20 protein-coding genes and 1 pseudogene are annotated in these 19,349 nt (G+C 69.6%); 10 read left to right on the plus strand and 11 right to left on the minus strand.

The genetic code is table 11. The features are described 5' to 3' along the window. The first annotated feature begins 24 nt into the window (after positions 1-24). Entirely contained in the window at positions 25-2,010 is a 1,986-nt protein-coding gene (locus ABZX02_RS28910; protein ID WP_355302580.1) for a histidine kinase, read from the plus strand. On the opposite strand, the gene ABZX02_RS28915 is transcribed toward ABZX02_RS28910, so the two are convergent. Beyond that, positions 1,974-2,981, minus strand: coding sequence for a ketoacyl-ACP synthase III family protein (locus ABZX02_RS28915; protein ID WP_355302582.1), 1,008 nt, complete (start codon positions 2,979-2,981; stop codon positions 1,974-1,976). The genes ABZX02_RS28910 and ABZX02_RS28915 overlap by 37 nt on opposite strands. Positions 2,982-2,986: 5 nt before the next feature. Continuing rightward, complete coding sequence (locus ABZX02_RS28920; protein WP_355302584.1) at positions 2,987-3,574, minus strand: NAD(P)H-dependent oxidoreductase; 588 nt, start codon at positions 3,572-3,574, stop codon at positions 2,987-2,989. 108 nt (positions 3,575-3,682) lie between these two features. Here ABZX02_RS28920 and ABZX02_RS28925 point away from each other — a divergent pair, with 108 nt between their 5' ends. Next, a complete protein-coding gene (locus ABZX02_RS28925; protein WP_355302585.1) occupies positions 3,683-4,288 on the plus strand; it encodes a response regulator transcription factor in 606 nt (201 codons plus the stop codon). Positions 4,289-4,306: 18 nt separating this feature from the next. Here ABZX02_RS28925 and ABZX02_RS28930 read toward each other — a convergent pair whose 3' ends face one another. The 3 genes from ABZX02_RS28930 to ABZX02_RS28940 are packed head-to-tail and all read right to left on the minus strand — an operon-like array spanning position 4,307 to position 6,643. Then, entirely contained in the window at positions 4,307-5,524 is a 1,218-nt protein-coding gene (locus ABZX02_RS28930; RefSeq protein ID WP_355302587.1) for an FAD-dependent oxidoreductase, read from the minus strand. A 1-nt stretch (position 5,525) separates the two neighbouring features. After that, positions 5,526-6,305 (minus strand): SDR family NAD(P)-dependent oxidoreductase, encoded by a 780-nt coding sequence (locus ABZX02_RS28935; RefSeq protein WP_355302589.1) that lies wholly within the window; start codon positions 6,303-6,305, stop codon positions 5,526-5,528. Between the two features lie 14 nt (positions 6,306-6,319). Then, on the minus strand, positions 6,320-6,643 hold the full coding sequence (locus ABZX02_RS28940) for a 2Fe-2S iron-sulfur cluster-binding protein (protein ID WP_093600065.1): 324 nt from the start codon (positions 6,641-6,643) through the stop codon (positions 6,320-6,322). 152 nt (positions 6,644-6,795) lie between these two features. Here ABZX02_RS28940 and ABZX02_RS28945 point away from each other — a divergent pair. The 3 genes and pseudogenes from ABZX02_RS28945 to ABZX02_RS28955 form a co-directional block, all read left to right on the plus strand. Next, positions 6,796-6,960: pseudogene (locus tag ABZX02_RS28945) on the plus strand (mini-circle protein); the annotation flags it as partial. 28 nt (positions 6,961-6,988) lie between these two features. Then, a complete protein-coding gene (locus ABZX02_RS28950) occupies positions 6,989-7,231 on the plus strand; it encodes a DUF664 domain-containing protein (protein ID WP_355302591.1) in 243 nt (80 codons plus the stop codon). A 115-nt stretch (positions 7,232-7,346) separates the two neighbouring features. Next, the gene (locus ABZX02_RS28955) at positions 7,347-8,765 is read left to right on the plus strand and encodes an alpha/beta fold hydrolase (RefSeq protein WP_355302593.1); all 1,419 of its coding nucleotides are present in this window, start codon (positions 7,347-7,349) and stop codon (positions 8,763-8,765) included. Positions 8,766-8,818: 53 nt separating this feature from the next. Here the strand turns inward: ABZX02_RS28955 and ABZX02_RS28960 are convergent, their stop codons facing one another. Continuing rightward, positions 8,819-10,048, minus strand: a complete 1,230-nt coding sequence (locus tag ABZX02_RS28960; protein WP_355302595.1) for a cytochrome P450 — start codon at positions 10,046-10,048, stop codon at positions 8,819-8,821. Positions 10,049-10,078: 30 nt separating this feature from the next. Next, positions 10,079-10,837 carry an SDR family oxidoreductase gene (locus tag ABZX02_RS28965; protein WP_266043478.1) on the minus strand — a complete coding sequence of 253 codons (759 nt, stop codon included), beginning with the start codon at positions 10,835-10,837 and terminating at the stop codon, positions 10,079-10,081. A gap of 99 nt (positions 10,838-10,936) precedes the next feature. On the opposite strand from ABZX02_RS28965, the gene ABZX02_RS28970 reads away from it, so the two are divergent. Next, positions 10,937-11,266, plus strand: coding sequence for a hypothetical protein (locus tag ABZX02_RS28970; RefSeq protein WP_355302598.1), 330 nt, complete (start codon positions 10,937-10,939; stop codon positions 11,264-11,266). Positions 11,267-11,318: 52 nt separating this feature from the next. Here ABZX02_RS28970 and ABZX02_RS28975 read toward each other — a convergent pair whose 3' ends face one another. Next, complete coding sequence (locus tag ABZX02_RS28975) at positions 11,319-12,326, minus strand: NADP-dependent oxidoreductase (protein WP_355302600.1); 1,008 nt, start codon at positions 12,324-12,326, stop codon at positions 11,319-11,321. 16 nt (positions 12,327-12,342) lie between these two features. Beyond that, positions 12,343-13,557, minus strand: a complete 1,215-nt coding sequence (locus ABZX02_RS28980; protein ID WP_355302602.1) for a cytochrome P450 — start codon at positions 13,555-13,557, stop codon at positions 12,343-12,345. 120 nt (positions 13,558-13,677) lie between these two features. On the opposite strand from ABZX02_RS28980, the gene ABZX02_RS28985 reads away from it, so the two are divergent. Both ABZX02_RS28985 and ABZX02_RS28990 read left to right on the plus strand, forming a co-directional pair. Further along, positions 13,678-14,802: an epoxide hydrolase family protein gene (locus ABZX02_RS28985; protein WP_355302604.1), complete on the plus strand. Its 1,125-nt coding sequence runs from the start codon at positions 13,678-13,680 to the stop codon at positions 14,800-14,802. Continuing rightward, the gene (locus ABZX02_RS28990) at positions 14,799-16,205 is read left to right on the plus strand and encodes an MFS transporter (RefSeq protein WP_355302606.1); all 1,407 of its coding nucleotides are present in this window, start codon (positions 14,799-14,801) and stop codon (positions 16,203-16,205) included. Before ABZX02_RS28985 ends, ABZX02_RS28990 begins: the two co-directional genes overlap by 4 nt. Positions 16,206-16,254: 49 nt before the next feature. Here the strand turns inward: ABZX02_RS28990 and ABZX02_RS28995 are convergent, their stop codons facing one another. After that, positions 16,255-17,463, minus strand: coding sequence for a cytochrome P450 (locus ABZX02_RS28995; protein ID WP_355302607.1), 1,209 nt, complete (start codon positions 17,461-17,463; stop codon positions 16,255-16,257). Between the two features lie 141 nt (positions 17,464-17,604). On the opposite strand from ABZX02_RS28995, the gene ABZX02_RS29000 reads away from it, so the two are divergent. Continuing rightward, entirely contained in the window at positions 17,605-18,441 is an 837-nt protein-coding gene (locus ABZX02_RS29000) for an NAD(P)H-binding protein (protein WP_355302609.1), read from the plus strand. A gap of 55 nt (positions 18,442-18,496) precedes the next feature. On the opposite strand, the gene ABZX02_RS29005 is transcribed toward ABZX02_RS29000, so the two are convergent. Next, the gene (locus tag ABZX02_RS29005) at positions 18,497-18,949 is read right to left on the minus strand and encodes a hypothetical protein (RefSeq protein WP_355302610.1); all 453 of its coding nucleotides are present in this window, start codon (positions 18,947-18,949) and stop codon (positions 18,497-18,499) included. Positions 18,950-19,122: 173 nt separating this feature from the next. On the opposite strand from ABZX02_RS29005, the gene ABZX02_RS29010 reads away from it, so the two are divergent. Beyond that, positions 19,123-19,347 carry an acyl carrier protein gene (locus tag ABZX02_RS29010; RefSeq protein WP_355302612.1) on the plus strand — a complete coding sequence of 75 codons (225 nt, stop codon included), beginning with the start codon at positions 19,123-19,125 and terminating at the stop codon, positions 19,345-19,347. Positions 19,348-19,349 lie beyond the last annotated feature (2 nt).

The following is a 19,349-nucleotide window of genomic DNA, read 5'->3' on the forward strand; positions in this document are numbered from 1 at the left end:
AGGTAGCGCGCCTATCATGCCGCCGTGCCGAGACGACAGGAACACTCCGCGGTGTCCCGCAGGCTCGCGTACGCGGTCATCAGCGTGGTCTTCGCGAACTACCTCGGGAACGCGTTCCTCTACGTCCTGGAGGCCGGTGCGACGACCGCTCGGGTCGTGACCTCGCTCGCGCTGCTGTTCTCGATCGCGTACCTGCAGCTCGGGGTCTTCTCGCGGCCGGGCACGGACCTGCGGTCGGGCCGGGCGCGCCTGGCCCTGGGCGCACTGGCGGTGCTGGTGTTCGCGCCGGTGCCGTTCTTCCCCACGGCGTGGGGCGGCATGGGCGTCTTCCTGGCGGGCAGCGTGCTGCTGGTCGTGCCCGGCCGGGTGCGGTGGATCGTCTTCGTCGCGGCGGCGCTGGCCAACCCCGCGAGCAAGATCTCGTTCGGCATCCCGCCCAGCGTCATGGCCTACTACGCGGCGTCCTCGCTGACCGCGGGCCTCGCGGTCTACGGCCTCTCGCGGTTGCCCACCCTCGTGCACCAGTTGGAGACGACCCGCTCGGAGCTCGCCGACCTCGCCGTGGCGCGGGAACGGCTGGCGTTCGCCCGCGACCTGCAGGACCTGCTCGGCGTCGGCCTCGCGACGATCACGCTGAAGGCCGGGCTGGCCGGCCGCCTGATCGGCGAGCGCACCGGCCGGGCCGCGGAGGAGCTCGCGCGGATCATCGACCTGTCCCGCCAGGCCCTCGCGGACGTGCGCGCGGTCGCGTCGAGCTACCGGGCGCTGTCGCCGGCCGACGAGCTCGAGGCGGCACGATCGGCGCTGACCGCGGACCGCCCGGAGCCGTCTCCCCGGTCGGCCGCCCCGCCGGCGCGGCAGCCGTTCCTCGCCGGTCCGCCGATCCCGACGCGGTTCGCACGAGCGCTGCTCACCGCGGTGGTGATCGGGTACGGGGTCATGGCGACGCTGCTGGCGGCCTACTACCTGCCCGTGATCGGACTCGGCGCCGTCGCGGTCTGCGCGCTCAGCGGTGCGGTGACCGCGGTCCTGGTGCTGGGCTTCGTGAGCCGTCCCGGGGTCCGTCCGGCACCGCGCTGGGCGGCGTTCGCGGGGATCGCCGTCTGCGTGTACCTCCCCCAGTTCGCCTACGGGCACCCGTACCTCGGCGGGGTGCCCGGCTTCCTCGCGGGCGCGGCGGTGCTGCTCCTCCCGCGCTGGGCGGGTTGGACGGCGTTCGCCGCGGTCGTGGCCGGGCAGGGCGTGCTGCAGGCGGTGTGGGGCTTCCCCGCGAGCGACGTGGTGTGGGCGCTGATGGCGACGACGAACCACGGGCTCGTGCTCTACGCGCTGACCCGCCTGCGGTCGATGGTGACCGAACTGCGGGCGGCGCAGGAGGAGCTGGCGACGGCGGCGGTCACGCGCGAACGGCTGCGGTTCGCCCGCGACCTGCACGACCTGCTCGGGTTCAGCCTCTCCGCGATCACGCTGAAGTGCGAGCTCGCGCACCGGCTCGCGGCACCGGACCCGGTGCGCGCGCGGCGGGAGCTCGGGGAGGTCGCGGAGATCTCGCGGCAGGCGCTGGCAGACGTCCGGTCGGTGGCCCTGAGCTACCGCGAGCTCTCGCTGGACGAGGAGACGTGGTCGGCGCAGGCGTTGCTGTCCGCGGCCGACATCGAGGTGGTGGCCCGGATCGACGCCTACGACGAGCTGCCGGCCGCGACGAAGGTGGCGCTCGCGACCGTGCTGCGCGAGGGCGTCACGAACCTGTTGCGGCACAGCAAGGCCGAGCACTGCGAGATCCTGCTGTCGACCTCACCGCAGTCGGTCGAGATGGAGCTGACCAACGACGGCATCCCCGCCACCGCACCGGGTCCGGGCGACGGCAGCGGGATCGGCAACCTCGCCACGCGCGTGCGGGCGCTCGGCGGCGTGCTCCACGCCGGCCTCACGCCCGAGCACACCTACCGGCTGCGCGCGGAGATCCCGCTGGGTCACAGCATCTCGATGACCGCGCAGCCCCAGCTGTAGCCGGCGCCGACGCCGAACATCACGATCCGCTGGCCGGACTTGGCCTTGCCCGTCTGCACGAGGTGGTCGAAGCTCGCGAACTGGTCGCCGGCGCCGAGGTGCCCGACCGTGCGGCTCCACTCCCACGTCGTGCGGTCCGTCTCGATGTCGTACGGGCGCAGGTAGTTCACGTCGAGCCGGCGGCGGCCGAAGTGCGGCAGGATCACCCAGTCCGCGTCGCCGATCTTCATGTCGGCGTCGGACAGCGCCTGCTCGACGGCGAGCGCCTGCCCCGCGTTGGCCTTGTTGATGCCGTAGGAGAGCCCGAACTCGCGGCTGAACGTGTGCTTGGCCTCCTCGAAGTCCACCGGGATGCGGTGCGAGAAGGGCGCGAGACCGAACGGCACGTCGCCGCGGTGCAACGGCTCCAGGTCGCTGTCCGCATTGATGGCCAATGAAAGCAGCTTGGCGTAACCGCCCCTTGTGGACAGCACCAGAGCCGACGCGCCGTCGCCGTAGGGCGTGCCGGGGTCGGTCCTCCACCGGTCGATCCCCGGCAGGCAGAAGCGGTCCGAGGACGTGAGGAGGGCGTCCCTGCCGGGACGGGCGATCAGGTACGACACGGCGAGGTCCATCGCGGCCAGGCCGCCGTTGGACATCTGCCGGATCTCGAGCGCCAGGCAGGAGTTGCGGACCGTCTCGCGCTGGATGTACGAGCCGACCGGCCACAGGTCCTGGCCCTGGTGGTAGGTGGTGGCGTGCAGGATCAGGTCGACGTCGTCGGGCTCGGACCCCGCCCGTGCCAACGCGACCCGTGCCGCCTCGACCGCCATCTCGGCCGCGGACTCGTGCGGGGACACGGACACGGACTCGACGTCCGTGCGCGCGACGAGCTTGGGCTCGCACTCCCCCGACGCGATCGCGTCCGCGACGTTCAGCGTCGAGGGCAGGCGCACGCCACTGCCGTTGACGTAGACATCCTTGACTCGCACCGCGGTCAGACCTCCTTCAGCGCGCGTGCCACGCGCACGACGCGTTCCGCCTGGATCTGGGCCGCCTGCAGCGCGATCTCGTCGACCGGCACGTTGTCCGCGCCCAGGACGTGAGAGGTGCCGTAGGGGTTCAGGTTCCCGCCCGGCGGCACGATGATCCCGCCGAAGTGGCAGACCATGTTGTAGATCGACACGAGGGTCGTCTCCATGCCGCCGTGCAGGCTGCCGCCGGAGGTGAACGCGCTGTACACCTTGTCCGCGAGCAGGCCGCTGAACCAGGCGGGCCCCAGCGTGTCGATGAACTGCTTGAGCTGCGAGGAGACGTTGCCGAAGCGGGTCGGGGTGCCGAACACGACGGCGTCGGCCCACAGCACGTCGTCGACCGAGGCGATCGGGACGTCCGCGGTCTCCTCCAGGTGCGCGGCCCACGTCGGCCGCGACCGCCACACCGACTCGGGAGCCAGCTCCGCCGCCCGCACCAGCCGCACCTCGGCGCCGTGCTTCTCGGCCGTCTCGGCGATCTCCGAGGCGAGCCGGTGAATCGTTCCCGTCGAGGAGTAGTACACGACCGTCACGTTGACGCTGCGTTCCATGACGCATCCCTTCGCGAGGCAGCTCGGTTCACCCTCGCCGGGCCGCCTTGACGCGGCGTGGAGCGCGACATGAACGTTGGGAGATAGGGTGTCGCGCGGAGGGGCGCGATGATCAGGGTTCTGCTCGCGGAGGACATGCACATGGTGCGCGGTGCTCTCATCGCGCTGCTCAACCTGGAACCGGACATCGAGGTCGTGGCCGAGGTGAGCTCGGGCGACAAGATCGTGCCGGCCGCACGCCAGCACAACCCGGATGTCTGCGTGATCGACATCGACCTGCCGATCCTCGACGGACTCAGTGCCGCGTCGACGATCCGCGAGACGATGCCGCAGGTCAGGACGTTGATGCTGACGTCGCTGGGCCGTCCGGGGACGCTGCGCAGGGCGCTGGCCGCCCGCGTGGACGGCTTCCTGCTGAAGGACGCGCCGCCGACGGAGCTCGCCGACGCGATCCGCCGGGTCGCCGCCGGGGAACGCGTCGTCGACAGCCAGCTCGCCCTGGCCGCGTGGGACCGCGGCGAGTGCCCGCTGACCGACCGCGAACTGGAGGTCCTCCGGCTCGCGGCCAACGGTGCGGACGCGCCTGACATCGCTGTCGCGCTGTCGTTGTCGGTCGGCACGGTCCGCAACTACATGACGACGATCATGACCAAGCTCAACGGGCGCAACCGGGTGGACGCCATCCGCATCGCCGAGGAAGCCGGCTGGCTCTAGGCGTGCGGACGGCATCGCTCACGCGGCCTTCTGCTGGCTCGCCCGCAGGTCGAAGCCTGGCCGGGCGACGATCTCGGGGGTCAGCTGGTTGCCGCCCTCGAGGATCCGGCGCCCCATCAGGAAGTCGATCGGCCGGTTGTAGGCCTCGATTCCAATCAACCTGTCATTTTTGAAGCAGAACACGGAGAACCGGCCCTCCGCCGGGTCGCCGACGGTGACCGTGCGGTCGTGGCCGTTGGTGAGTCCCGCGGTCTGCAGCTTCACGTCGTACTGGTCGCTCCAGAACCACGGCAGGGCCGTGTAGGGCTCCGCGCTGCCCAGGATGGCCGCCGCGACCGTGGTGGCCTGGTCGGTGGCGTTCTGGACGGACTCCAGGCGGATCAGGCCGCCGGCGTGCGTGCTCGCGAACCGCGCGCAGTCGCCGAGGGCGTGGATCCGCGGGTCGACCGTGCGCAGGTGGGCGTCGACCAGGATGCCGTTGTCGACGGCGAGGCCGGCGCGCTGGGCGATCTCGGTGTTCGGGATGACGCCGATGCCCGCGACCACGAGGTCGGCGACGAGCACCGTGCCGTCCGTCAGCTCCACCAGGCCCTCGCGGACGGCCGCGACGCCCGTGCCGGTGAGGATCTGGACGCCCTCGCTGCGGTGGCGGTTGACGAGCTGCTCCGCGGTCGCCGCGGTCACGGCCCGTTGCATCACCTGCGGCTGCGCCTCGACGACGGTCACCTCGTGGCGCAGCTTGCGCACCACGGCGGCGAACTCGAGGCCGATGAACCCGCCGCCGATGACGACGACGTCGAGCCCGATCTGGCCGTCGAGCCGCTCGCGGATGGCGTCCGCGTCGGCGACCGTGCGCAGGTTCAGCACGTGCTCGGCGCCGGGGATGGGCAACGGCCGGGGCCGCGCGCCCGTCGCGAACACCAGGTGGTCGTAGGAGATCGTGCGGGCGCAGCCCAGCACCGCGACCCGTGCCTGGCGGTCGACCCCGATCACCCGCTCGTCCGTGACGAGCTTGATGCCGTGGTCGTCGTAGTACGAGTCCTGCCTGAGCGCCAGCCCGGCGAGGTCGGTCTCCCCCGCCAGGTAGGCCTTGGTGAGCGGGGGCCGCTGGTACGGCGCGACCCGCTCGTCGCCGATGAGCGTGATGGGTCCGCGGTGTCCCTGCTCGCGCAGGGACACCGCGACCTGGCATCCCGCCTGCCCGGCCCCGACGACGACTACCGACTCGCCGCGCATGTCAGTAGTTGCCCAGCCCGCCGCAGACGTTGAGCGCCTGCGCGGTGATCGAGGACGCGGTGTCCGTCGTCAGGTACGTCACGAGACCGGCGACCTCTTCCGGCGTGCTGTACCGACCCAGCGGGATCTTGGCGTTGAACTTCTCGAGGACCTCTTCCTCGCTGACGCCCCAGTGGTTGGCGTAGCCCTGGCGGACCCGGCCGGCCATGGGGGTCTCGACGTAGCCCGGGCACACCGCGTTGACGGTGATGCCGGTCTTCGCGAGCTCGATGCCGACGGCCTTGGAGAAGCCGACGACGCCGTGCTTCGACGCCGAGTAGGGCGCGGCGAACACGACGCCCTGCTTGCCGCCGGTGGAGGCGATGTTGATGATCCGGCCCCAAGACTGCTCGACCATCTTGCCGGTGCTCAGCACCTCTTTGGTGAAGCGGAAGACACCGTTGAGGTTGGTGTCGATGACGTCCAGCCAGAGGTCCTCGTCCAGCTCGGCGGTGATGCCGCCACCGCCGCGCCCGGCGTTGTTGACGAGGATCTCGATGGGCCCGAACACCTCGACGGCCTTCTCGACGGCCTTGCGGATGTCCTCTGTGGACGTCACGTCGGACGCCGCGCCGTCCGCCTCGATGCCCTCTTCCCTCAGCTGCTTCACCGTGGTCTGCACGTTCTCGGCGTTGCGGGCGACGACGAAGACCGCGTGCCCCTGGTTGCCGAGGCTGCGCGCGACCTCGAGACCGATACCGCTGGTAGCGCCCGTGACCAGGGCGACCCGTCGCTGGCTCATGCTCATTCTCTCCCTCAGAGTTGCTTCTCAGGCATGTGCACGACGAGCCCGTCCTGCTCCTCGGTCACGGGGATCTGGCAGCTCAGGCGGCTGTTCTCCTTGCGCTCGCAGGCCGTGAAGTAGAGGAGCTCGTCCTCGACCTGGTGCATCTGGGACAGCGGCTTGGTGTTCTCGGGGTCCACGTACACGTGGCAGGTCCCGCACGACGCCCCGCCACCGCACTGCGCGACGATTCCCTTGATGCCGTTGAGAACCGCGCCGCGCATCACGGAGTCGTTCTGGGCAACGTCGACAACGGTCTCGATGCCGTCGTGCGAAACGTAAGTGATCTTTGGCATGGCAGTTCTCCCACGGATCTGCGGCTCGCCGGACGTGGTTCACCTTGAACGTCTTCGCTTTGCACGTGGTGGAGACCACCTTGAGCGTTCACGGGCTTGCCGGAACGGCAAGTTCGCGTGCGTCCGGGTGCGGTGCGACCGAGGATCGGGCCATGGCCAGGAAACGAGACCAGCCGCCGCCCAGGACCGGCGGGAGCGAGACCGAGGTGCTGCGCGGGTTCCTCGACTACCTGCGTGCCGCAGTGATCGCCAAGGTGGAGGGTGCACCCGAACCTGCCGTGCGAACCGCGGTGGTGCCGTCCGGGACGACCCTGCTGAGGTCGACCCGCCACCTCACCTGATCGAGTGATTGTCGTCCTGATTCACGCTCGGCGCCGTCTGGTAGGTGTCACGAAACCATGGTCATCTTCGCCGCCGCAAAAGGAAGGCGCGGCCAAGGCAGGCACAGTCGAGCGAACGAGGGAGGTGATCGACCGTCCCATCGGCACGGTCCGCTGGAAGCTCGCGCACATGATCGAGGAGACCGGCCGGCACGCGGGGCACGCCGACATCGTCCGGGAGCTGATCGACGGCTCGACCGGCCGGTGACCTCGAACCTCCCGTCTCGCCACAAACCCGGCACCTGCCCCGCTGCTCCGCTGGCATTCGAGCAGGTGTTGCGACTCTGCGGTGTCGGCGCACACCCACACGCGGAGGTTCCACCGTGCCCCTCAAGGAGTTCTACGACCAGCAGGTGAACTGGTCACCGCCGTTCGAGGACGGCCTTGAACGCGCGACGGTCGTCGTGCCACGCGACTACTCCGATCCCGACGGTCCCAAGCTGACCATCGCGATCGCCCGGCTGAAGGCGACCGACCCGGCGAAGCGCCGCGGTGTGCTGCTCGCCGTCAACGGCGGTCCCGGTGGCGACGGCGGCGACGGACTCGGACTGATCAAGTTGCTGGGCAAGCGGGTCCGCACCGCCTACGACCTGATCGGGTTCGACCCGCGCGGGTACGGCGAGTCCACCAAGCTCTACAGCGAGGTGACGATTCCCAAGGCGCCCTTCGACTCCCGGCCGCCGGACTCGCTGTTCGAGCAGCTGGCCGAGGACATGCGGTTGCGCGAACTGGGCTGTGAGAAGGCCGGCGGCGAGCTGCGCCCGCACATCACGACCCGCAACACAGCGCGTGACATGGACCTGATCCGGGTCGTGCTGGGCGAGGAGAAGATCTCGTTCGTCGGGTACGCCTACGGCACGTACGTCGGCGCCGTCTACGGCACGATGTTCCCGGAGAACCTCGACCGCACGGTCCTCGACTCGTGCATCAATCCACAGTGGACGTGGCGCGAACAGTTCGTCACGCAGGCGGAGGCGGTCTACCGCAACGTCGAGCTGTGGGCGGACTGGACCGCGGAACGCGACGGGCACTTCCGCCTCGGCACCACCCGGGACGCGGTCATCGCCGAGATCGAGGCCGTCGTCGAGAAGCTCGAGGAGGGCGACCAGGTCCAGCTGCGCACGCTGTTCGACGGCGCGGTCGGCACGAGGTCGACGGACCGGGCGCAGTGGGACTCGCTGGGCTACCTCATCGGCGACCTCCGCACCACGTTGCAGGACGCCAACTACGACAAGGCGCGGTCGCTGATCGTCGGCCAGGCCACGTGGCGGCCACAGGACTCCGAGGGCGACCTGCGGGTCGGCGTGCTGGAGGCCATCACGCTCGAGACCTACTGGCCGCAGGACCTGGAGGTCTACTACGCGGACGTGCGCAAGCACCGCGCCCAGCACCCGTACGGGTACGGCGTGCTGCGGGCGCAGCCGTGGGTCGGCGCGTTCCGGACGTTCGAGAGCCTGGAGCCGCCGACGAAGCTCGCGCAGCCGGGCTACCCCAAGGGCCTCGTCGTGCAGGCCGACGGCGACCCGATGGACCGGGTCGAGGGCGGCATCGAGCTGGCCGCGCTGCTGGACCACCCGCTGGTCCTCATCGAGGACTCCGGCGACCACGAGGTGTACGGGCTGGCCGGCAACGAGGCACTCGACGCCCTGGTCGACGACTACCTCGTCGACGGCGTGCTGCCCGCGTCCAAGCACACCAGGATCCCCGGGCACGTCAAGCGCCCGGACATCCCGAAGGACTAGCAACGGCAAAGGGGCCCCGCACCGAGGTGCGGGGCCCCTTTCGCGTGCGGAACTCAGTCCTCCGCGGGGAGGTCCCAGGTGACCGGCAGCTCCCAGAGGCCGTAGATCACGGCGCCCTCCTTGCGCGGGATCTCCAGGAACGGCTTCGCGAGGCGCAGCGACGGGATCCGCTGGAACAGCGTCGTCCACACCAGCTGCATCTCCAGGCGCGCGAGGTCGGCGCCGATGCAGTGGTGCAGGCCGTGGCCGAACCCGAGGTGCTTGCGGGTGCCGCGCTCCAGGATCAGCTTCTCCGGCTCCGGGAAGATCTCCGGGTCGCGGTTGCCGTTCAAGCCCAGGCACAGGATGCCGTCGCCCGCCTTGATGGTCTTGCCGGCGATCTCGATGTCCTCCAGCGCGACGCGCGGGATGGCGGTGTCACCGATGGTCGCGATGCGGACCAGTTCCTCGACGGCCGGCTCGATCATCCCCTCGGGGTCGTCGAGCAGCAGCTTGAGCTGGTCCGGGTTCTCCAACAGCGCGGCGGTGCCCAGCGACAGCATCGACGCCGTGGTCTCGTGGCCGCCGTTCATCAGCAGGCGGATCATGTTGAACAGGTCGCGGCGGGTGTACTCCTCGCCGGAGGCCGCGTACTCGGCCATCGCCCGCGAGAGCAGGTCCTCGCCGGGCTCCTTCTCCTTCAACGTGATCAGCTTGTCGACGTAGGCGTTCACCTCGACGATCGCGGCCTGGCGCTGTTCGGGCGTCGAGTGGCCGCCGAGCAGACAGGTGCCGTGCTCGATGAAGAAGTCGTGCTCGTCCTGCGGGATGCCGAGGAGCTCGCAGATGACCGTCATCGGCACGGCGAGCGAGAACTCGCGGTGGAAGTCGATGGGCGGCGTCATCGTCAGGATCTTGTCGATGTACTCGTCGACGATCTCCTGGATGCGCCCGCGCAGCCGCTTCACCTGGCGGTTGGTGAACGTCACGGCCGCCTTGCGCCGGGTCTTGGTGTGCTCCGGGTTGTCGTAGCCGATGAACGACGTCTCGGTGCGGAACTCCGGCGGCGCGATGAAGTAGAACGGGAAGTTGTCGTGCTTGCGCGACGCGCTGATCCGCGGGTCCGTGAGGAGCTGCTTGATCGTGTGGTAGCCGCTGATCGTCCAGATGCGCAGACCGGACCCGGTCAGCGTCACCTCGACGACGTCTTCCTCGGCCATCTGCGTGTACTGGGCAGGCGGCGTGAACGGGCAGGTGCGCTTGTACGGGAACGTGTCCACACCCGGCTCGGCGGTGCTGGTCATCTGGGTCTTCCTCCTAGTCGAAAGGTTGGCTCACGCCAGGTCAGCGCCGCCGTCGAGCGTGATGACCTGCCCGGTCACCCAGGAGCTCGCCGGCTCCGCGAAGCGGGTGATCCACGGAACGACGTCGTCGACCTCGCCGGTGCGCCCGAGCGGCGTCTGCGAGGCCTGGAAGCCGAAGTAGCCCTCGACCTCCTCGGGGCTCAAACCGTTGGCCGCGTAGACCTCCGTGCGCACCGCGGCGGGCGCGACGGCGTTGACGCGGATGCCCTGCGGGGCCAGTTCGAGGGCCCAGCTGCGGACCAGGCTGTCCACGGCGGCCTTGCTGGCGCCGTAGACGCCACCGCCCGGCACGGCGATGTGCCCGGCGTTGCTCGAGACGAAGACGATGCTGCCGCCGGGCGAAGTCAGCTGCGGCAACAGCTTGGCGGTCAGCACCAGCGGGCCGACCAGGTTGGTCTCCAGCACGTCGCGCGCGGTCGCGAGGTCGAAGCCCGCGACCGGCGTGAAGCGGAAGATCCCGGCGTTGTGCACGAGCACGTCCACCTTGCCGCCGCCGAGCTTCACGGCGTCCGCGACCTTCTGCGCGCCCTCGTCGGTCGTCACGTCGGCGACGACGGCGGTGATCGCGGGGTGCAGGGCGACGACCTCGGTGAGGCGGCTCTCCCGGCGGCCGGTGATGATCACGTTCGCGGCGCCGAGGTCGGCGAACGCCAGCGCCGCCGCGCGGCCGATGCCGGTTCCCCCACCCGTCACGACGACCTGCTGTCCGGCAAATGGTGCGTCCGACATGACGCCTCCAGCTTCTTTCCACTCGGTGTCGCAGTCGCTGTAAACCCTGCTCGGTGTTCCTTGAGTCCAGGTCTAGGTCGGACGGAAACCCTGGGAGCCATGGGAACTCTTGCGGTGGGCAGGTGGCGCGCACGGGTCGGCAGGCCCGGCGGTGACACGACGAGCGAGTTCGAGTTCGCGCGCGACGGCACGGCGATGCTGGTCGTGGGCGGAAGGGGCGCCGGCACGTGGACCCAGACGGGCCCCGACACGTTCAGCTACCGGATCGAGGAGGAGCTGACCGAGGCTCCGGGCACGATCGAGATCGCCCAGGACGCCGTGCTGCGCGGCGACGAGTTCGTCAGCAACGGCAACGCGGTGGTGCGCCTCGCGAACGGCACCACGGCCCGGGAGGCCGCGATTCGCATCGTGGCGCAACGACTCGGGTGATGGCACCTCGAAGGGGGCGCCAAGGCAGGCGCCCCCTTCTACAGCACGCGCGTCAGGAGAACTTGACCGTCACGTTGCCGGTGTACTCACCGGCGAGCAACGACAGCAAGGCCTGCGGCGCGAACTTCACCCCGCCCTCGACGATCGTGTGCGGGAAGACGAACTTGCCCTCCTGCAACCACTGTCCGAAGTGGACGACCCAGTCCTGGATCTGCTCGGGCAGGTGGTAGCAGGCGAACGGGCGGATCTCCAGGTGCTTGGTGATCGCCGTCATCAGGTCGATCCGCGGGTTCTCCGCGCCGTCGTTCTGGTTGGACAGCGCGCCGCACAACGCGAACCGGGCGTGCGGGCGGGCGGCCTGGACCGCCGCCTCGAACTGCTCCCCTCCGACGTTGTCGAAGAACACGCTGATGCCGTCCGGAGCGAGCTCGCGCAGCCGGTCGGCCACGGGGCCGTCCTTGTAGTTGAACGCGGCGTCGAAGCCGAGCTCGTTCACCAGCCAGTCGACCTTGGCCTGGCTGCCGGCCGAGCCGATCACCTTGGCGCCGCGGGCCTTCGCGATCTGCCCGGCGAGCGACCCGACGCCACCGGCGGCACCGGTGACGAACACGACGTCGCCCTCACCGGCCTGCGCGATGGTCGCCATGCCGTAGTAGGCCGTCGGCCCCTGCGACAGGAAGTAGACCGGCGACGGCACGTAGTGCGGGTTCTGCTTGATGAACTGCTGCGCCGGACCGGACCAGTACTCCTGCCACGGCCCGAACGACTGCACCAGGTCACCGACGGCGAGGTCCGGGCTGTTCGACTTCACCACGGTGCCCACGCCACCGGCGCCGGCGGGCTCGCCGACCTTCCACGGCGGCACGCCGGGGATCTGGCAGTCGGACTTCATGAACTCCTTGAAGGCGGCGGCCACCGACACGTAGTCGACGCGCACCAACACCTCACCGTCACCGATCTCGGGGACGGCCACCTCGACGACGTCGAAGTGCTCGAGGGTCAGGTCGTCCTCGACGTGCTTGGCGAGCCTGACCTCCCACTGCTTCTCGGGGATGCTCATGGCTCTCCTTGTTTCTCTAGCCCCAGGTGACGGGGAACGTGACGAGTGAGTGGTTGATCTCGCCCTGGTGCCACTCCAGGTCCTCGTACGGCACGGCGAGGCGGAGGTCAGGGAAGCGGCGGGTCAGGCCTTCGATGGCGATCGCCATCTCCATGCGCCCCAGCTGCTTGCCGAGGCAGTAGTGCACGCCGTGCCCGAACGCGATGTGCGGGTTCGAGGCGCGGTCGATGTCGAGCTGCGTGGCGTTCTCGAAGACGTCCTCGTCGCGGTTCGCCGACGAGAGCACGAAGAACACCGAGTCGCCCTGGGCGATCTTCTGCCCGCCCAGTTCCAGGTCCTCCGCGGCGATGCGGTGGAAACCGGTGGTGTCGGTGGCGAAGAGGTTGACGTGGCGCAGCAGTTCCTCCACGGCGGCGGGGATCAGCGACGGGTCGGCGACCAGGCGCTTCCACGTGTCCGGGTGGTCGTGCAGCAACGCCAGCACGGAGTTGGAGATCTGGTTCGCGGCGGTGTCGAAGCCGGCGCCGATGAGGGTGAACGCGAACGTCACCAGCTCCTGCTCGCTCAGCTTGTCGTCGTTGTCCCGCGCGGAGATCAGGTCGGACAGCATGTCCTGGCCGGGGTTCTCGCGCTTCTGCGCGATCAGGCCCATCACGTACCCGGCGAGCCGGCCGAACGCCCGCATCGGCGCCTCGGGGTCGTTCTCGTCGAACGTGGCGAACGCCCGCGCGTCCGTCTCGAAGATCTTGAGGTCCTCGGTCGGCACGCCCAGCAGGTCGCCGATGATGGTGAGGGGCAACGGAACGCACAGCGCCTCGACGAGGTTGACCGGACCGCCCTGCAACTCCACGGCGTCCAGCAGCTCGTCGGCCACCTTCTGCACGCCCGCGCGCATCGCCTCGACCTTGCGGACGGTGAACGCGCCCATCACGAGCTTGCGCAACCGGGAGTGCTCGGCACCGTCCAGCGAGATGATCATCTCGGGCGTGGTGGTCATGGCGCCGCCGACCTGGGGAGCACCTTCAGCACACGTCAACGCGCGGCTCAGCCTGGAGTCGGCGAGCCCGGCGCGGACGTCCTCGTACTTGGTGATCACCCAGGTCGGCGTGCCGGAGTTGGTCTGCACCTTGGCCACGGGGCAGGTGGCGCGCAGCTCGTCGTACTTGGGGTCCGGGCCGCGGTAGGAGGAACCGCTGAACGGGAACACCTCGTCCAGTTCAAGGGGCAGCACGGGACACCTCCGGGGGAATTCGGCCTGGCCTCGCGCCGAACCTTGCTCCGCGCACCTCGAAAGCGGCTCGAAACCTGGATGTCGACCGGGGTTCGAGGTTTCGTCCCTACCTTCGCGCTCATGGACACTGCACTCGTGCCGTTCCGGGTCGAGGTTCCCGACTCCGAACTGGCGGACCTCACCCGGCGGCTGGCAGCGACCAGGTGGCCGGACGCGGAGACCGTGGACGACTGGTCGCAGGGCATGCCCCTGGCCTACGCCAAGGAACTGGCCGAGTACTGGGCAGGCGTCTACGACTGGCGCGCCACCGAGGCGCGGCTGAACGCCATCCCCCAGTTCAAGACCGAGATCGACGGTGTCGGGATCCACTTCCTGCACGCCCGCTCGCCGCACGCGAACGCGAAGCCGTTGCTGCTCACGCACGGCTGGCCCGGGTCGGTCGCCGAGTTCCTCGACGTGATCGAGCCGCTGACGAACCCGCCGGACCCGGCCGACGCGTTCCACGTCGTCGCGCCCTCGTTGCCCGGCTACGGTTTCAGCGACAAGCCGACCGGAACCGGCTGGACGCTGGAGAAGATCGCTGCCTCGCTCGTCACGCTGATGGGCCGCGCGGGCTACGACAAGTTCTACGCGCACGGCAACGACTGGGGCTCGTTCATCACGGGCATCCTCGGCCACATCGCGCCGGACCACGTCGAGGCGATCCACCTCGTCATGCCGTTCGCCTCCGCACCCGAGGCCGAGGTCCAGCTGACGCAGGAGGACTACAAAGGACTCGGCGCGCTCAAGGAGTTCGCCGCCAAGGAGTCCGCGTACGCGGCGGTGATGAACACCAAGCCGCAGTCGCTCGCCTACGGCCTCACCGACTCCCCCGTCGGCCAGCTCGGCTGGGCCGGCGAGAAGTACTGGTCGTGGAGCGACCACGACGGCGACGCCGAGAAGATCATCTCACGGGACCGGATCCTCGACATGGTCTCGGTGTGCTGGTTCACCGCCACCGCCGCGTCGTCGGGCCGGTTGTACTGGGAGAGCTACAACAAGTCGCCGCTGACCCAGGTCGGCGTGCCGACCGGCTTCTCGGTGTTCCCCGCCGACGCGCGGATGCCCAAGGCGTGGGCCGAGCACCGGTTCACCGACCTGCGCTACTGGCGGGAGATGCCGTCCGGCGGCCACTTCCCCGCGCTCGAGAACCCGGTCGTCCTCGTCGAGGAGCTGCGGACGTTCTTCCGGCTGGTGCGCGCATGACGGCGACCTTGGGCAAGCCGAGCACCAAGCTCGGCCTCGTCCTCGCCGTGTGCTGCCTGGCGCAGTTCATGAACGTGCTCGACGCGTCGGTCATGAACGTCGCCCTGCCCTCGATCTTCGAGGAGCTGAAGTTCGAGCGGCACCACCTGCAGTGGGTCAACAGCGCGTACACGATCGCGGTGTGCGGCTTCCTGCTGCTGGGCGGCCGGCTCGCCGACCTCTTCGGGCAACGCCGGGTGTTCTTCTTCGGCGCGACGCTGTTCACCGTCGCGAGCGCGGTCGGTGGCATGGCGACCTCGCCCGGCACCCTGATCGCGGCCCGCGGCTTCCAGGGCCTGGGCGCGGCCGTGATGGCACCGGCGTCGCTCACGGTGCTCGGCACGACGTTCCGCGATCCTACCGCCCGCGCGAAGGCCTTCGGCTGGTGGAGCGCGGTGTCCGGCACCGGTGGCGCGGTCGGCGTGCTGCTCGGCGGCATCGTCACCGAGTCGCTCGGCTGGCGCTGGGTGCTGCTGATCAACGTGCCGCTGGGCATCGCGCTGGTGTGGATGATCCGCCGGGCCGTGCCCGAGACCCCGAGCAACGGTGGTCTCAAGAGTCTCGACGTGCCGGGCGCGATCACCGTGACGGTCGGCCTGATGGCCCTGGTCTACGGCATCGCGCAGTCGCACGAGCTGGGCTGGGGTTCCTGGCAGGTCAGCGGTTCGCTGGTCCTCGCGCTCGTGCTGTTCGCGCTCTTCCTGCGCCAGCAGACGGTCTCGGACCACCCGCTCATGCCGCTCGGCATCTTCCGCAACCGCCAGGTGACGGCGACGAACATCGTGGCGTTCTTCGCGATCGCCGCGCTGTTCAGCACCTTCTACTTCCTGACGCTGGTGCTGCAGCAGGTGATGGGCTTCAGCGCGCTCGCCACCGGCATCGGCTACCTGCCGTTGTCGATCGGCATCGCGCTCGGCGGGTTCGGCGTGGCGCGGATCGTGCCGAGGATCGGGCCGCGGCCGGTGCTGATCGGCGGCCTGCTCCTCGGCACCCTCGGCCTGCTGTGGGTGTCCACAGCGGACGAGACGTCGACGTTCCTCGGCTCGATCCTGGTGCCGACCACGTTGCTGGGACTGGGCATGGGCGCGGTGCTGAACGCGACCACGAACGCCGCGACGTCCGGTGTGCCGCGCGAGCAGGCGGGCCTCGCGTCCGGGCTGCTCAACACGATCCGCCAGATGGGCAGCGCGATCGGCCTGGTCGTGCTCGCGACGATGTCGTCGGCCCGCGCGGACTCGTTGCTGGCCCAGGGCGAACCGTTGCAGCACTCGCTCGGTTCCGGGTACGGGCTCGCGCTGTTCGGTGCCGGCGTCTTCACCCTCTGCGGCGCGCTCGCGGCACTGGCCGTTCCCCGCAAGAAGTAGGCACGACGCCAAAAGGCCCCCGGTCAGCGCCGGGGGCCTTCGTCGTTTCCTAGAAGCCCTTGCCGTGCAGGTCGACCGGCAGCGCCACGAGCCGGTGGTTCATGTCGGCCCCCTGCCACTCGAGGTCCTCCTCGGCGACGGCGAGCCGCGCGGCCGGGAAGCGCCGGGTCAGCTCCTCGAACGCGGTGGTCAGCTCGATGCGGGCGAGCGGGGCGCCGAGGCAGCGGTGGATCCCGTACCCGAACGCGAGGTGCGCGTTGTCGGTGCGCGCGAAGTCGAGCCGGTCGGGGTCGGTGAACAGCGTCTCGTCCCGGTTCGCCGAGTTCGTCGACACGAACACCGCGTCCCCCTTGGGGATCGTGACGCCGAACAGCGTGACGTCCTCCGTCGCGATCCGCGGCAGGCCCGTGGTGTCGTTGGTGGACAACGTGATCCACCGCAGCAGCTCCTCGACGGCGGCCGGCACCTCGTCCGGCCGTTCGCCGAGCCGCACCCAGATGTCGCGGTGGTGCCCCAGCAACGTCAGGACCGAACTGGCCAGGTGGCAGGCGGTCGAGTCGCCGCCGGCACCCAGCAACGTGTAGCCGAGGCCGATGAGCTCGCCGACCTCCAGCTTGTCGTCACCGATCCGCGCCTCGGTCAGCGCCGACAGCACGTCGTCACCGGGTGCGGCGGTCTTCGCGAACACCAGTCCGGCCATGAACTCACCGAGTTGCTCGCCCGCCGCGGCCGCGAGATCCGGCGCGTCCACGGCGGCGAACTCGCGGATCAGCCGGGCGAACGTGTCGCGGTCCTGCTCGGGAACACCCAGCAGGTCGCTGATCGCGATGATCGCCAGGGGGAACGTGAACTCGCCCAGCAGGTCGACGGGACCTTCCAGCGCTCGTTCGTCCGCCCTGTCCAGCAACTCTGTCACGAGCCGCTGGATTCTCGGTCGCATGGACTCGATGCGGTCGACCGAGAACGCCTGCGACACCAGGTCCCGCAGCCTCGTGTGGGCCGGCGGGTCGAGCGAGATGATCATGCCGGGCGGCGCCTGGAACAGCCCGGGGAAGGTCGGCGCGTCCGGTTCGTAGGACGCGGCGCGGGAGAACCGCACGTCGTCGAGCACGACGCGGACCGAGTCCTGGGTCGTGGCGATCCAGCAGTGGCCGCCGCCGTTCGCGGGCAGGCGCACGACGGGGCTCGACGCGCGGAACCCGGCGAACTCCGGCGCCGGACCGCGGTAGCTGGATCCGGGAACGGGAAAGGTGACCACCGTGCGCTCCTCGCGGTGAGAGTGGATGTTTCCGCAGGTTAGGAGCGTCGGCCTGAACCCCGATCTAGTGCCGTTCGAGTGACCGGGTGAACGCTGAGCGTGATCGGCCATCCAGGCGAAGCACCCCACTTGGAGATCCACATGACCATCCTCGTCACGGGGGCGCGCGGCAACGTCGGCCGTCGCGTGCTCCAGCGGCTCTACGCGGCGGGTCACAGCCTCCGCGCGTCGGGCCGAAATCCCGCGGAGCTCGACGTCCCCGAAGGTGTGGAGACCGTCGCCCTCGACCTCACCGACCCGGAGACGTTCGTCGCGGCCCTCGCCGGTGTCTCCAAGGTCCTGCTCTACGCGGAGCCGGACGGCGTCGTGAAGTTCCTCGACGAGGCCGAGAAGGCGGGCGTCGAGCAGATCGTGCTGCTCTCGTCGAACACCGTCGGCCTGCCGGGCGCGGAGGAGGACCCGCTGGCACACCACCACGTCCTCGTCGAGGAGGCCGTGGTCGCCTCGGGCCTCACCTACACGATCCTGCGTCCCGGTGCTTTCATGAGCAACGCGTTCGGCTGGAGCTACTCGCTGCAGCAGGGCGACACGATCGACCAGGTCTTCCCCGAGGCGCAGGTGGCCCCGGTGCACGAGGACGACATCGCCGACGTGGCCGTGGTCGCGTTGACGGAGAAGAAGCTCCAGGACGAGATCGTCGACCTCACCGGGCCCGAGTCGCTGACGTTCCGGCGGGAGCTGGAGATCGTCGGCGAGGTGCTCGGCCGCAAGCTCGTGATCAACGGGCTGACGCGGGAGGAGGGCGAGGCGCAGATGAGCAACTTCGTGCCGCCGCCCGTGCTCACGTCGCTGCTGAACCAGTGGGAGGCCGCGGTCGGCGTCGTCGCGGACACGAGCGCCACGGCCGAGCGGATCACCGGCAAGCCGGCCCGCACCTTCCGCCAGTGGGTGGAAGAGCACGCCGCGTTCCTCGCGTGACCGGGGGCCGGAGTCGGGATGAGGGCGGCGGACCCACCCCGACTCCGGTCACGGGTCAGACCCGCGTCATCGTGAACGTGATGGTCGACGTGCCCAGGTTCGTGCCGTCCGCGAGGAAGAACGTGGACGGGCCGGAGCTGGTGAAGCTGTTCGCTCCACTTTGGACGGCGTCCTGGTCGAAGTCGACGTAGGCGAAGTACGCGCCGTTCTCGTCGTAGACCTTCTCGCCGCGGAACTTGAAGTGGAACTTGTTCACACCGGTGACCCACCAGCTGCCCTGCGTGGTGGTGTTCTGCTCGTTGGTGACGAACACCTTGCCGTTGGCCTTGAACTGCAACTGCGTCGGGTGGTCGCCGTCGGTCCGGGTCACGTACCCGGTCCAGTTCCCCACCGGCGTGCAGGTCGCGTTCGCCGCGGTCGCCGTGCCGGCCAGCGAGAGCAGGACCACGGCCGTGATCGCTCCTATGCGTGCGAAGAGGCCCGAACGTTTCGGAGTGAACGTCTGCATCTGTGCGGCTCCTGATCCAGGGTGCGAGCGGCGGACGCGCGCAACCGTGGACGACCTCCCTCGACGCACACCTCAGAACGACTCGAACGCCCGTTTTTCCGTTGCGGCACAAGCTCACCTCGACTCGGGTAACGCAAAGTTTTCGTTACTCATGAGCTGACAGGGAGGACGCCGTGACAGAACGGGAGACAGAGCTCTGCGAGCTGTTCGGGGAGGTGCTCGGAGTACCGGGGATCGAACCGGAGGACCACTTCTTCGACCTCGGCGGTCACTCGCTGCTCGCGTCGAAGCTGGTCAAGCAGGTCCACGAGCGGTACGGCGTCCGCGTCCCGTTGCGCAGCTTCTACGAGGACCCGACGGCGCGTGCCGTCGCCAAGCAGCTGGACCAGGCAGCCTAGGA

This window comes from Lentzea sp. NPDC003310, from assembly GCF_040610935.1.
Taxonomy (GTDB): Bacteria; Actinomycetota; Actinomycetes; order Mycobacteriales; family Pseudonocardiaceae; genus Lentzea.